General features: G+C 73.4%; 13 protein-coding genes. 12 read left to right on the forward strand and 1 reads right to left on the reverse strand.

From position 1 onward, the window contains the following. Nucleotides 1–83 precede the first annotated feature (83 nt). The 7 genes from Q6347_RS09960 (at nucleotide 84) to Q6347_RS09990 (ending at nucleotide 7,652) form a co-directional block, all read left to right on the forward strand. Complete coding sequence (locus Q6347_RS09960; protein WP_304607261.1) at nucleotides 84–1,025, forward strand: carbohydrate ABC transporter permease; 942 nt, start codon at nucleotides 84–86, stop codon at nucleotides 1,023–1,025. Continuing rightward, on the forward strand, nucleotides 1,022–1,927 hold the full coding sequence (locus Q6347_RS09965; protein ID WP_171247510.1) for a carbohydrate ABC transporter permease: 906 nt from the start codon (nucleotides 1,022–1,024) through the stop codon (nucleotides 1,925–1,927). Before Q6347_RS09960 ends, Q6347_RS09965 begins: the two co-directional genes overlap by 4 nt. 1 nt (nucleotide 1,928) lies before the next feature. Continuing rightward, nucleotides 1,929–2,924, forward strand: a complete 996-nt coding sequence (locus Q6347_RS09970; protein WP_304607262.1) for an ROK family protein — start codon at nucleotides 1,929–1,931, stop codon at nucleotides 2,922–2,924. An 84-nt stretch (nucleotides 2,925–3,008) separates the two neighbouring features. Then, nucleotides 3,009–4,322 (forward strand): extracellular solute-binding protein, encoded by a 1,314-nt coding sequence (locus tag Q6347_RS09975; protein WP_304607263.1) that lies wholly within the window; start codon nucleotides 3,009–3,011, stop codon nucleotides 4,320–4,322. Nucleotides 4,323–4,344: 22 nt separating this feature from the next. Further along, nucleotides 4,345–5,127 (forward strand): glucosamine-6-phosphate deaminase, encoded by a 783-nt coding sequence (gene nagB, locus Q6347_RS09980; RefSeq protein WP_304607264.1) that lies wholly within the window; start codon nucleotides 4,345–4,347, stop codon nucleotides 5,125–5,127. A 360-nt stretch (nucleotides 5,128–5,487) separates the two neighbouring features. After that, complete coding sequence (locus Q6347_RS09985) at nucleotides 5,488–5,805, forward strand: DUF3039 domain-containing protein (protein WP_171247513.1); 318 nt, start codon at nucleotides 5,488–5,490, stop codon at nucleotides 5,803–5,805. Nucleotides 5,806–5,870: 65 nt separating this feature from the next. Next, entirely contained in the window at nucleotides 5,871–7,652 is a 1,782-nt protein-coding gene (locus Q6347_RS09990) for a DEAD/DEAH box helicase (RefSeq protein ID WP_304607412.1), read from the forward strand. Nucleotides 7,653–7,682: 30 nt separating this feature from the next. Here Q6347_RS09990 and Q6347_RS09995 read toward each other — a convergent pair whose 3' ends face one another. Beyond that, entirely contained in the window at nucleotides 7,683–9,113 is a 1,431-nt protein-coding gene (locus tag Q6347_RS09995; protein ID WP_304607265.1) for a nicotinate phosphoribosyltransferase, read from the reverse strand. A gap of 97 nt (nucleotides 9,114–9,210) precedes the next feature. On the opposite strand from Q6347_RS09995, the gene clpS reads away from it, so the two are divergent. The 5 genes from clpS to Q6347_RS10020 all read left to right on the forward strand — a co-directional run bounded on the left by clpS (nucleotide 9,211) and on the right by Q6347_RS10020 (nucleotide 12,282). After that, nucleotides 9,211–9,525 (forward strand): ATP-dependent Clp protease adapter ClpS, encoded by a 315-nt coding sequence (clpS, locus tag Q6347_RS10000; protein WP_304607266.1) that lies wholly within the window; start codon nucleotides 9,211–9,213, stop codon nucleotides 9,523–9,525. Beyond that, a complete protein-coding gene (locus tag Q6347_RS10005) occupies nucleotides 9,522–10,184 on the forward strand; it encodes a DUF2017 family protein (RefSeq protein ID WP_304607267.1) in 663 nt (220 codons plus the stop codon). Before clpS ends, Q6347_RS10005 begins: the two co-directional genes overlap by 4 nt. A gap of 93 nt (nucleotides 10,185–10,277) precedes the next feature. Further along, the gene (gene murI / locus Q6347_RS10010) at nucleotides 10,278–11,081 is read left to right on the forward strand and encodes a glutamate racemase (RefSeq protein ID WP_171247518.1); all 804 of its coding nucleotides are present in this window, start codon (nucleotides 10,278–10,280) and stop codon (nucleotides 11,079–11,081) included. Continuing rightward, a complete protein-coding gene (locus Q6347_RS10015; protein ID WP_171247519.1) occupies nucleotides 11,078–11,884 on the forward strand; it encodes an MBL fold metallo-hydrolase in 807 nt (268 codons plus the stop codon). The genes murI and Q6347_RS10015 overlap by 4 nt, the downstream gene beginning before the upstream one ends. A gap of 26 nt (nucleotides 11,885–11,910) precedes the next feature. Continuing rightward, nucleotides 11,911–12,282 (forward strand): DUF3054 domain-containing protein, encoded by a 372-nt coding sequence (locus Q6347_RS10020; RefSeq protein WP_304607268.1) that lies wholly within the window; start codon nucleotides 11,911–11,913, stop codon nucleotides 12,280–12,282. Nucleotides 12,283–12,338: the final 56 nt, after the last annotated feature.

A 12,338-nucleotide genomic window follows, 5' to 3' on the forward strand; every position in this document is an offset into this window, starting at 1 on the left:
GCACGCAACACCCTGACGGGCGGGGTGGCGCCGCACGACCAGGCCGCCACCCCGCTCGTCCCATGACCGGGAAGGAGGACCGCATGACCCTGACCACTGGCGGGACCGCCGGATCGGACGGCATCGCGATCCGCCGTCGGCGCACGCCGGCCACCCCTTATCTCCTGCTGATCCCCGCGGTCGCCGCCCTCCTGGTCGGCCTCGGCTACCCCGTCTACTGGCAGATCATCACCTCGCTGCAGGAGTTCGGGCTCATGCAGCAGTTCGGTGCCCCGCCGGAGTTCATCGGCCTGGACAACTACACCCGGATCTTCACCGACCCCGAGGTCTGGTCCGTGGTGGCGAAGTCCATCGCGTTCTGCCTCGTCAACGCCCTGGTGACCGTCGGTCTCGGCCTCGGCCTCGCGGTGCTGATGCGGGCGGTGCCCGGCTGGGTGCGCATGTCGATGCAGATCACCCTGCTGCTGGCCTGGGCCACCCCGCTGGTCGCCGCCGTGACCGTGTTCCGCTGGCTCTTCGACGACCGCAACGGCGTCGTGAACTGGATGTTCGTCCAGCTCGGCCGGGAGAACCTCGACGGGTACAACTGGCTCGGCAACGTCTGGACGTTCTTCCTGGTGGCATCGCTCGTCGTCATCTGGATGTCGGTGCCGTTCGTGGCCCTGTCCATCTACGCCGGGCTCACCCAGGTCTCCGAGGAGGTGCTCGAGGCCGCGCGCATCGACGGTGCGGGCTCGCGGCAGATCCTGTGGCGGATCATCATGCCGCTCGTGCGGCCGGTCATCGCGATCGTGCTGCTGCTGCAGATCATCTGGGACCTGCGGGTCTTCGCCCAGATCCGGCTCCTGCAGGACGCCGGCGCCCCGATCTCCGAGACGAACCTGCTCGGCAACTACATCTACGAGCTCGGGGTGGGCAGCCAGGACTTCGCCGGCGCCGCCGCCGTCTCGCTCTTCGTCCTGGTGCTCACGATGGTCCTGTCGGGGCCGTACGTGCGCTATCTCATGAAGGAGGACGCGGCATGAGCGCCGTCCTTGCGGACACCGCAGCCCCCGCGGCACGCACCGGGGAGCGACGTCCCGTGCGCCGTCGTCGGATCCGGCCGGGCAAGATCCTGCTGAGCGCCCTCGGCCTGCTGATGGCCCTCGTGTGGGTCTTCCCGGTCTACTGGATGATGAACTCGGCGGTCACCCCGGACGCGATCCTCGGTGCCGACACCCCGCAGCTCCTGCCCGTCAGCTTCACGCTGACCAACCTCCGATCGGTGCTCACCGACTCCGGGTTCCTCAACGCCCTGGGCATGAGCGTCATGGTGACGTTCCTGACGATCACGCTGGTGCTGGCCTTCGCGTTCCTCGCGGCCCTGGCGATCAGCCGGTGGCGGTTCCGGGGCCGGACGAGCTTCATCCTCGCGGTGCTGTTCATCCAGATGCTGCCGGCCGAGGGTCTGTTCATCGCCCAGTACCAGATGATGTCCAGCCTCGGTCTGCTCAACCAGGTCATCGGCATCTCGGTGCTGTACGTGGCCATGCTCGTGCCCTTCACCGTCTGGATGCTGCGCGGGTTCGTCGCGGGCGTCCCGATCGAGCTGGAGGAGGCCGCGATGGTCGACGGGCTCTCGCGGCCGCGGGCCTTCCTGCGGATCACGTTCCCGCTGCTGGCCCCCGGTCTCGTCGCCTCCGGGGTGTACGCGTTCCTGCAGGCGTGGAACGAGTTCACGACCGCGCTGGTGATCCTGCCCGCCGAGTCGGCGCAGACGCTGCCGATCTGGCTGCGCAGCTTCCTGTCGGCGTCGGCCAACCGGGGCATCAACTGGGCGGAGGTCATGGCGGCCTCCACGCTCATCGCCGTGCCGGTGATCGTCTTCTTCCTGTTCGTGCAGGGGCGGATGACCTCGGGTCTGGTCTCCGGGGCGGTGAAGGGCTGACGTGGACGAGAACGGCACGGCGACGCCTCCGGCGTCGCCCGGACCCAGCGTGGGCCTGGACATCGGCGGCACCAAGACGCTCGCCGTCCTGCTCGCCCCCGACGGCACCGTCGCGGCGCAGACGCGCCTCCCGACGGCCCCCGGGCCCCGCGGCGTCCTCGACGGCGCCGTGCGCGCCGTCGAGGGTGTCACCCGCGCGGCGGACGTCCCGGTCGAGGACGTCACCGGGGTGGGCGTCGGCATCCCCGGTCTGGTGGACGCCGTCGACGGCAGCGTGCGCCACGCGGTCAACCTCGGCCTGGACGGGGAGGCCTTCGAGCTCGCGACGCTGCTCTCCGCGCGGCTCGGCGGGATCGGCGTCGGCGTCGAGAACGACCTGAACGTCGCCGCCATCGGGGCCGCCCACCTCCTCGAGGTCGCCGACCCCACCTCCGGACCTGTCGACCTGGCGTTCCTGGCCCTCGGCACCGGTCTGGCCGCCGGGGTCGTGCTGGACGGCAGGCTCCGTCGCGGCAGCCACGGGGCGGCCGGCGAGATCGGTCACGTCCCTGTGGACCCCGCCGGTCCGCCGTGCGCGTGCGGCCAGCGCGGCTGCCTCGAGCTCTACGCCTCGGGCTCGGCGATCAGCGCCGTCTGGCCGACGACGTCGGGCCGGCCCGCCCCGGTCGAGCTGTTCGAGGCGGCCGAGGCCGGGGACCCGCGGGCCGTCGCCGTGCGCGACCGGTACGCGAGCGCCGTCGCGGCCGCCGTCCGCCTGCTCGTGCTCAGCGTCGACGTGCGCTACGTCGTCCTCGGCGGCGGGGTCTCCCAGCTCGGCCGGCCGCTGCTCGAGGCCGTGCAGGGGGCCCTCGAGGACGAGTCCGCGGCCTCCGGGTTCCTGCGCAGCCTCGACCTTCCCGGCCGCGTCCGCCTGGCCCCCGGCCGGGTCCCGGTGGGAGCGGTCGGCGCCGCCGTCGTCGGGCGCGGGCACGCTGCCCGGGTGCCCGACCTGCGCTGAGGCGCGTCCCGACCGGCCCTGCGCCGACACCCCGCCCGTCCGGCACGCCGCCGACGCGGGCACGACCGAGAGGAACCATCGACCGTGCGACTCCGCCGGGCCCTGGCCGCGACGGCCGCCGTCGTGCTCGCCGCGCTGTCCGCCGGGTGCGGGGCGGGCGAGGTCGAGCCGGAGGTCTCGGACGACATCGTCCTGTGGCTCGTCGGCGCCGACACCGGTGACGAGCTGCGCGACCACCTCGTGACGACCTTCGAGCGGCGCCATCCCGGCGCGACGCTGACCATCGAGGAGAAGCAGTGGCCCACCCTCGTCGACGACCTCCACCGGGCCCTGGGCGATCCCGCCGCGACCCCCGACGTCGTCGAGCTCGGCAACACGCAGGCTCCGACGTTCACCCATGCGGGTGCGTTCCGTGAGATCTCGCCCGCGCTGTACGCCGAGCTCGGCGGGGACGACCTGCTGCCGTCCTTCGTCGAGGCGGGGTCGGTCGCGGGCACCGTGTACGCCCTGCCGTACTACTTCGGCTCCCGCCACGTCTTCTACCGCAAGGACGTGTGGCGCCGCGCCGGGGTCGAGGTGCCCGAGACGCTGGGCGAGTTCGGCGACGCCGTCACGACGCTCACCACGGGCAGTCGTGCCGGGTTCGCCCTGGGCGGCCAGGACTGGCGCAACGGGATCTCCTGGGTGTTCGCCCACGGCGGCGACCTGGCCGTCGAACGGGACGGCTCGTGGGTCTCGACGCTGTCCGACCCGGACACGGTGGCCGGGCTCGAGGCCTGGCAGGACGTCTACCGGCACGCCTCGTTCCTGCCCACGACCGAGGTCGACACCGGCTACTGGGAGTACCTCAACGACGGCGTCGAGTCCGGCGTCCCGGCGGCGGCCGCGATGATGGCCCCCTCGTGGGCCCGCTGGGAGCTGGGGGACCTGGTCCGGGACGACCAGGGCGTCGAGGTCCGCGACGGCATGGCCGACGAGGACACGTGGGGGGTGTTCGCGCTCCCGGGCGTCGACGGCGGGGTCGCGCCGGTGTTCGCCGGCGGCTCGAACCTGGCGATCTCGTCGCTGACCCGCAACGCCGCGCTCTCCGAGGACCTGCTGCGCGTCGTCTACTCGGACGCGTACCAGACGATGCTCGCCGAGTCCGGGCTGGGTCCCGCCGACACCCGGTTCACCGACCTGATGACCGACGACGTCTTCGGTCGCACACTGGTGGCGACGGCGGAGGCCTCACGGCTCACCCCGGCCGCGCCCGGCTGGGCGGAGATCGAGTCCCGAGGTCTCTACGAGGACCTGTTCGAGGAGATCGCGCGCGGCGGCGACGTCGCCGCGGTCGCCCGGGAGTACGACGCGCTCATCACCCCGCTGCTCGACGGCACGGCCGACGACGGCGCATGACCGACGAAGGAAGGAGACCTCGATGGAGGTCGTGATCGCTCCCGCCCAGGAGCTGGCGGTGCTGGCCGCCGAGGCGATCGAGGCGTTGCTGCGGCGCAGGCCGCAGGCGGTGCTCGGTCTGGCCACGGGGTCCAGCCCCTCGCAGGTGTACGACGAGCTGGCGCGACGCCACGCCGAGGGCGGGCTGTCGTTCGCCCGGGCCCGCGGCTTCATGCTCGACGAGTACGTGGGGCTGGCCGCCGACCACCCGGAGCGGTACCGCAACGTCATCGCCGCCGACATCGCCGAGCGGGTGGACTGGCAGGCGGACCAGGTGCAGGGACCGGACGGGCTCGCGTCGGACCTCTCGGCCGCGTGCGCGGCGTACGAGCGGGCGATCGCGGACGCCGGGGGAGTGGACCTGCAGCTGCTCGGGATCGGGACGGACGGGCACATCGCCTTCAACGAGCCGGGGTCGTCGCTGGCCTCGCGCACGCGGATCAAGACGCTGACGACCCAGACGCGGGTGGACAACGCGCGGTTCTTCGACGGGGACGTCGAGCAGGTGCCCACCCACTGCCTGACCCAGGGGCTGGGCACGATCATGGAGGCCCGGCACCTGGTGCTGCTGGCCACGGGCCGGCACAAGGCCGAGGCCGTGCACCAGCTGGTCGAGGGGCCGGTCTCGGCGCTGTGGCCGGCGACGGTGATGCAGTTCCACCCGCACGCCACGGTCCTCGTCGACGAGGCCGCGGCCTCGCGGCTCCAGCTCGCGAGCTACTACCGCCAGACGTACGACTCCAAGCCTGCCTGGCAGGGCCTCTGACCCGCGGGCCAGGATGCCTGGTCGCGGGTCAGGATGCTCGGTCGCGAGTCAGGATGCCTGGTCGCGAGTCAGGATTCTTTGCCGCGGGTCAGGGGACGGCAGCGCGGAGCACGTCACGGTGTGACGTTCCGCGCGCTGCGTCCTGGTGCGCCCGGGCCGAACCGTCGGCGGGCGCACCTCCTCGTCCCGGGCCCGCCCTGACTCGCGGAGGACCGTCCTGACTCGCACGGCAGCGCCCTGACTCGGCGGAACGTGCCCTGACCCGGCGCGTGCGGACCTGACTCGTGACCCGTCCGGCACGCTCCGGTGGAGGTGCCGGTTCGCCTCGACCCACGATGTCCGGCACGTAGGATGGGGCGCATGAGCGAGCCCCTCTCCACCCCGCCGGCCGACCCCTCGCAGGACACCGGGTCGGGGACGAGCGTGCTCGAGCGCCCCGACACGCGGGAGCAGTCGGCGGAGCCGGGTGACCACGAGCGGTTTGCGCACTACGTGCGCAAGGAGAAGATCATGCAGTCGGCGATGTCCGGCAAGCCCGTGATCGCGCTCTGCGGCAAGGTCTGGGTGCCGGGCCGCGACCCCGCGAAGTTCCCGGTGTGCCCGATCTGCAAGGAGATCTACGACGGCCTGCGTGACCCGCAGGACGGCGACGACGGCAACTCCGACTCCGAGTCGTGAGCTTGCCGGTTCCCGAGTCGGAGTCCGTCGACCTCTTCGCCGCCGCCGCCGAGCCGGCCAAACCGCTGCCGCAGTCGCCCTCGGTCTCGGCCGCCTCCCACCTCAGCCCCGCGTACCCGCGTCGTGCCCCGTGGGGGACGGCGTCGAACCTGCGGGCGTGGCAGGCCGAGGCCCTGGAGCTCTACCACCAGCGCTCGGCCCGTGACTTCCTGGCCGTCGCCACGCCGGGCGCCGGCAAGACCACGTTCGCCCTGCGGGTGGCCACCGAGCTGCTCGACGCCGGCGTGGTCCGGCGGGTGACGGTCGTCGCGCCGACGGAGCACCTCAAGCACCAGTGGGCGGACGCCGCCGCGCGGGTGGGCATCCGGATCGACCCGTCGTTCAAGAACGCCCAGGGAAAGCACGGGTCGCACTACGACGGCGTCGCGCTGACCTACGCCCAGGTGGCCGCCAAGCCCGCCCTGCACCGGGCGCGCACCGAGGCCGCCCGCACCCTCGTCATCCTCGACGAGGTGCACCACGGGGGTGACGCCCTGAGCTGGGGCGACGCCATCCGGGACGCGTTCGAGGACGCCACGCGACGTCTCGCGCTCACCGGCACCCCGTTCCGGTCGGACACCGCCTCGATCCCGTTCGTCACCTACGAGGCCGACGCCGAGGGCATCCGGCGCTCGAGGGCCGACTACACCTACGGCTACGGCGACGCGCTGCGCGACCACGTCGTGCGCCCGGTGCTGTTCATGACCTACTCCGGCGAGATGCGCTGGCGGACCCGCGCCGGGGACGAGGTCAGCGCACGCCTCGGCGAGGACATGACCAAGGACATGCACTCCCAGGCGTGGCGCACGGCCCTGGACCCGCGCGGCGAGTGGATCCCCTCGGTGCTGGCGGCGGCCGACCGGCGGCTGACCGAGATGCGCCGCTCCGTCCCGGACGCCGGCGGCCTCGTCATCGCCACGGACCAGGCCGACGCCCGCGCGTACGCCGGGCACCTGGCCCGCATCACCGGGACCTCGCCGACGGTCGTGCTCAGCGACGACGACGGCGCCTCGGCGCGCATCGACGAGTTCTCCGCCGGGACGGACCGCTGGATGGTGGCGGTGCGCATGGTCTCCGAGGGCGTCGACGTGCCCCGGCTGGCCGTGGGCGTCTACGCCACGAGCACCTCGACGCCGCTGTTCTTCGCCCAGGCGGTGGGCCGGTTCGTCCGCGCCCGCAAACGCGGCGAGACCGCGTCGGTGTTCCTGCCGAGCGTGCCGCTGCTGCTCGGCCTCGCCAACGAGCTGGAGGCGGAGCGCGACCACGCCCTCGACCGCCCGCAGACGGCCGAGGAGCAGGGGATCGAGTACGACCCGGAGGCCGCCCTGCTGGCCGCGGCCAACAAGGAGGAGAAGGCGTCGGGGGAGCTGACGGGTTCCTTCGAGGCGCTGGACGCGCAGGCCTCCTTCGACCGTGTGCTGTTCGACGGCGGCGAGTTCGGCACCGGCGGCGACATCGGCTCGGACGCCGAGCAGGACTTCCTGGGGATCCCGGGGCTGCTGGACGCCGACCAGGTCTCCACGCTGCTGCGCCAGCGTCAGGCGGCGCAGACCCGCGGCCGCGACGGCGCCACCACCGGCGAGGCCGTCCTGGAGCAGTCCGAGCAGGAGCACCGCCGGGCGGCGGCGCTGCGCAAGGAGCTGTCGAAGCTGGTCTCCGCCTGGGCGCGCAAGAGCGGGACCCCGCACGGCAAGGTGCACAACGAGCTGCGTCGGCGCTGCGGCGGTCCCGAGGTGCCGCTGGCCACCGCCGACCAGCTCGACGCCCGGGTCGAGACCGTGCGCGGCTGGTTCGTCGGCAAGCGCTGACGCGCGCTCCCGCGGCCCCGCCGCGGCCGGTCAGGACAACGACTCGGTGACCGTGGGGATCGCCGGGTCGCCGGCCGAGAGCCGCCGGGCTCCCCGGGGCAGCTCGTTGCGGGACCTGGTGTGCTGCTCGGCCGCCGTGCTCACCCCGTGGGCGCCGACCCACCGCGAGTCGATCGCTCCGTCCGTGACCAGCGGCACCTGCAGGGGGCGCAGTCGGCCGCCGTCGGCGGCGTCCTCGGGCGGCTCCCACGCCACGACGTCCTCGTCCGGACCCGTGAACAGCACCTCCTCGACGGCCCGCTCGTCCTCGTCCAGCCGGCGGGCGGCCGCCTTGCGCCCGCCCGCGGTCGACTTGTGCGCCGAGGCCTTCGCCACCGCCTGCAGCCGGCCCGCCGAGTCGGCGCGCGCCACGAGCTTGTAGACCATCCCGCAGGTCGGGGCGCCCGAACCCGTCACCAGCGCGGTGCCGACGCCGTAGGCGTCCACCGGTGCGGCGGCCAGGCCGGCGATGGCGTGCTCGTCCAGGTCGGAGGTCACCACGATCTTGGTGCCGGTGGCCCCGAGCTCGTCGAGCCGGGCCCGGACGTCGATCGCCATCGCCCCGAGGTCGCCGGAGTCCAGCCGGACGGCCCCCAGCCCGGTGCCGGCCGCCTCGATCGCCCGGTCCACGCCGCGTCGCACGTCGTAGGTGTCCACCAGCAGCGTCGTCCCGACCCCGTGCCACGAGACCTGGGAGGAGAACGCCGAGCTCTCGTCGTCGTGCAGGAGCGTGAACGCGTGGGCGGCGGTACCGATCGTCTCGAGCCGGTAGCGGTAGCCGGCCTCGAGGTTCGACGTCCCGACGAACCCGCCGACGACGGCGGCCCGGGCGGCGGCGACCGCGGCGACCTCGTGCGTGCGCCGCGAGCCCATCTCCATCACGGGACGGTCCACCGCGGCGCTGGTCATCCGGGACGCGGCCGAGGCGATGGCGGAGTCGTGGTTGAGGATCGACAGCACCAGCGTCTCCAGCACCACCGCCTCGGCGAAGGTGCCCTCGACCTGCAGCACGGGCGACCCCGGGAAGAACGTCTCGCCCTCCGCGTAGCCGGTGACGGTCCCGGTGAACCGGAAGTCCTGCAGGAACTCCAGGGTCCGGTCGTCGACCACGCGCTGCCGGGCCAGGAAGTCGAGCTCGGTGTCCCCGAAACGAAAGGCGGGCAGCGCCTCGAGCAGCCGGCCCGTGCCGGCCAGCACGCCGTACCGTCGGCCGGCCGGGAGGTGACGGGTGAACACCTCGAAGACGCAGTGGCGGTGGGCGGTCCCGTCGGCGAGCGCCGCCGCGAGCATCGTCAGCTCGTACCGGTCGGTGAGGAGCCCGAGCGAGGGCCGGGGTGCGGTCAGGGGGACGTCCGAGGAGGACGGCGGGACGGTCAGGGGGCTCGTCGCCGGGTCGTCGTCGGCCCGTCGCTCGTCGGTCATGCCCCTACGGTACGGCGCGCGCGCCGCTTCGGGCAGGAGGAACGGGTGCGGCGCGTGCGGTCCCGCCCCCGCGCGGCCGTCCCCGTAGGGTGGTGGCATGACGGAAGCGGCGACGCAGGAGGACACCAGCACCGAGGCGGTGTTCGGACTCGCCGACCCCTGGGTCACCATCGTGTGGAACGACCCGGTCAACCTCATGAGCTACGTCTCGTACGTCTTCGAGAGCTACTTCGGGTACCCCGAGGCGAAGGCACGCACCCTGATGCTGCAGGTGCACCACGAGGGCCGGGCGGTCGTGTCGACCGGCCCGAAGGAGCGCATGGAGGTCGACGTGCAGGCGATGCACGGGTTCGGCCTGTGGGCCACCATGCAGCAGTCGGACGCGCCGGGCGCGGCAGGGGAGGGGGCATGACGCCGTTCCGGTCCACCCCTGCCGGGTACGTCGCCACCTGGGAGCCCGTCGAGCGCGAGGTGCTGGCGCGCGTCGCCCGCGACGTCGCCGACCTGCTCAGCGCGGACTCGGGGCTCCCCGAGGACGCCGCGGAGTCCGCCGAGGTCGCCTTCACGGGGGTCGCTCGCGTCCCGCGCGACCCGGCCGTCCAGCGGCTGCTGCCGGACGCCCACCGGGAGGACGAGGAGGTCGCCGCCGAGTTCCGCCACCTGACCCAGACGGACCTGGCCGCGGGCAAGGTCGCCCGGCTGCGGGGGTTCGCCGAGACCGTCGACCCGTCCGTCGAACCGGTCACCGACCCGGGGGACGGCGACCAGGTGCTCGTCGAGCGCGACGGCGCCCAGGACTTCGCCGCCGCCCTGACGGACGTGCGGCTCGTGCTCGCCGAGCGGCTCGGCCTCGACGACGACGGCGACGTCGAACGGCTGCACGACGAGGTCATGTCGGGGTTGATGTCCGAGGACGAGCACGGCGACGACCGGGACCCGGACGAGGCCTCGGGGTTCGACGCCGAGCAGCGCGTCTACTGGGGCGGGGTGTTCGTCGCGGCCGGGTTCGCCCAGGAGTCCCTGATGGACGAGCTCCTCGCCGACCTCAGGGCCCGCCGCGGCACGGACTGAGGGCCGTCGGCGGCCCGGTGCTGTGGTGCGTGCCACGCGTGGCTCCGATCACGAAACCGGTGCTCAGGACGTCGCGACGTTAGGCTGCCAGCCGTGAACGACGCCCCGATCGGGATCTTCGACAGCGGGGTGGGCGGTCTCACCGTCGCCCGCTCGATCCTCGACCAGCTCCCGCACGAACGCCTGCACTACATCGGCGACACGGCGAACGGCCCGTACGGGCCCAAGCCGCTGGCCGCCGTGCGTGCCATGGCGCTCGCCGTGATGGACCGGCTGGTGGACGACGGCGTGAAGATGCTCGTCATCGCCTGCAACTCCGCCTCGGCGGTCGCGTTGCGGGACGCGCGCGAGCGGTACACCGTCCGCCGCGGCATCCCCGTGGTCGAGGTGATCCTGCCGGCGGCGCGCCGGGCCGTCGTCGCCTCCCGCTCCGGTCGGATCGGTGTCATCGGGACCAAGGCGACGGTGGACTCGCTGGCCTACGACGACGCCTTCGCCGTCACCCCCGGGATCGAGGTGACGAGCCAGGCGTGCCCGGAGTTCGTCCGGCTGGTCGAGGAGGGCACGACGTCGGGACCGGAGGTCTTCGACATCGCGACCCAGTACCTCGCCCCGGTGCGGGCGGCCGGCGTGGACACCCTGGTGCTGGGCTGCACGCACTACCCGCTGCTGGCGGGCCCGATCTCGTACGTGATGGGACAGGACGTGACCTTGGTGTCCTCGGCGGAGGAGACGGCCCTGGACGTGTACCGCAAGCTCGTGGCGCACGACCTGGAGCGGTCGCTGGACGCGCCCGCGCCGGAGCACCGCTTCGCCGCGACGGGGAGCCCGGCACCGTTCGCGGACCTGGCCCGCCGGTTCCTCGGACCGGAGGTCGACCTCGTGGAGGCTGCATGAGACTCGTGACCGTCGGTGTCTCCGGCTCGTTGCCGGGGCCGGACTCGCCCGCGTCCTGCTACCTGGTGCAGGCCGACGACGCGGAGCGGACCTGGAACGTGGTGCTCGACCTGGGGTCGGGTGCGCTGGGTCCGCTGCAGCGTCACGTGGACCCGGCCGACCTCGACGCGATCGGCCTGTCCCATCTGCACCCCGACCACTGCTCGGACCTCAGCGGGCTGTACGTGTACCTCAAGTACCACCCGGAGCGTGGCGTCGTCCGCACCGGGGTCCCGCGCGAGCTGCCGGTGCTGGGGCCGTCCGCGACGTGCGAGCGGGCCGCGGCGATGTACGGGCTCGAACCGGGCGAGGACATGGCCACCGAGTACGCCTTCCGCACCTGGGAGCCCGGGTCGCCGGTCCGGGTCGGCCCGATGACGCTGGAGCCTTTCCGCGTCAACCACCCGGTCGAGGCCTACGGCGTGCGGGTGACCGGGCCGTCGTCGGACCGTGCGGGGGAGTCCGCGACCCTGGTGTTCTCCGGGGACACGGACATGTGCCCCGGGTTGGTCGAGGGGGCGAGGGGCGCCGACCTGCTGCTGTGCGAGGCGGCGTTCCTCGAGGGACGTGACGACGGCGTGGAGCGCGGCATCCACCTCACGGGCCGGCGCGCCGGGAAGGTCGCCGCCGAGGCGGCTGTCGGCCGGCTGCTGCTGACGCACCTGCCCGCGTGGACCGACCCGGCCGACACGCTCGCCGAGGCCCGCGGCGTGTTCGACGGCCCGACGGAGCTCGCCGTCGCCGGCGGCGTCCACACGCTCTGAGCCGGCGGGTGGGTACGCTCGACGCCGTGCAGAAGCTTCCCGTCTGGCCGGCCGTGATCGCCGACCTCGTGTGCGTGCTGGCCTTCACCCTCGTCGGCACGGCGAGCCACGCCTCGGCGGGGTCGGCCGGTCACGTGGTGGCCGTGGCCGCGCCGTTCGTGATCGGGCTGGCCGTCGGCTGGCTCGCGACCCGCGGGTGGCTGGCGCCCGCGCAGCCGTGGCCGACGGGCGTGGCGATCTGGTTCGCGACGGCGGCTCTCGGCCTGCTGCTGCGCCCGCTGTTCACCGGGGGCTTCGCCTGGTCGTTCAGCCTGGTCACCGCGGTGTTCCTGGCGCTGACGATGATCGGCTGGCGGCTGCTGGCCGCTCTCGCCCAGCGCCGCCGCCAGACGTCCTGACCACCCGGGACGCTGTGGGCATGAAATCGGCAGCTCGCCCCCGGGTCGAGCTGCCG

Origin of the sequence: Isoptericola sp. b408, assembly GCF_030588085.1 — a bacterium.
Taxonomy (GTDB): Bacteria; Actinomycetota; Actinomycetes; order Actinomycetales; family Cellulomonadaceae; genus Isoptericola; species Isoptericola sediminis.

Bases quoted from the DNA above. Each gene is read 5' to 3' on its own strand.
- Q6347_RS09960 (WP_304607261.1), top strand. From the start codon at position 84: ATGACCCTGACCACTGGCGGGACCGCCGGATCGGACGGCATCGCGATC.
- Q6347_RS09965 (WP_171247510.1), top strand. From the start codon at position 1,022: ATGAGCGCCGTCCTTGCGGACACCGCAGCCCCCGCGGCACGCACCGGG.
- nagB (WP_304607264.1), top strand. From the start codon at position 4,345: ATGGAGGTCGTGATCGCTCCCGCCCAGGAGCTGGCGGTGCTGGCCGCC.
- Q6347_RS09985 (WP_171247513.1), top strand. From the start codon at position 5,488: ATGAGCGAGCCCCTCTCCACCCCGCCGGCCGACCCCTCGCAGGACACC.
- Q6347_RS09995 (WP_304607265.1), bottom strand. From the start codon at position 9,113: ATGACCGACGAGCGACGGGCCGACGACGACCCGGCGACGAGCCCCCTG.
- clpS (WP_304607266.1), top strand. From the start codon at position 9,211: ATGACGGAAGCGGCGACGCAGGAGGACACCAGCACCGAGGCGGTGTTC.
- Q6347_RS10005 (WP_304607267.1), top strand. From the start codon at position 9,522: ATGACGCCGTTCCGGTCCACCCCTGCCGGGTACGTCGCCACCTGGGAG.
- Q6347_RS10015 (WP_171247519.1), top strand. From the start codon at position 11,078: ATGAGACTCGTGACCGTCGGTGTCTCCGGCTCGTTGCCGGGGCCGGAC.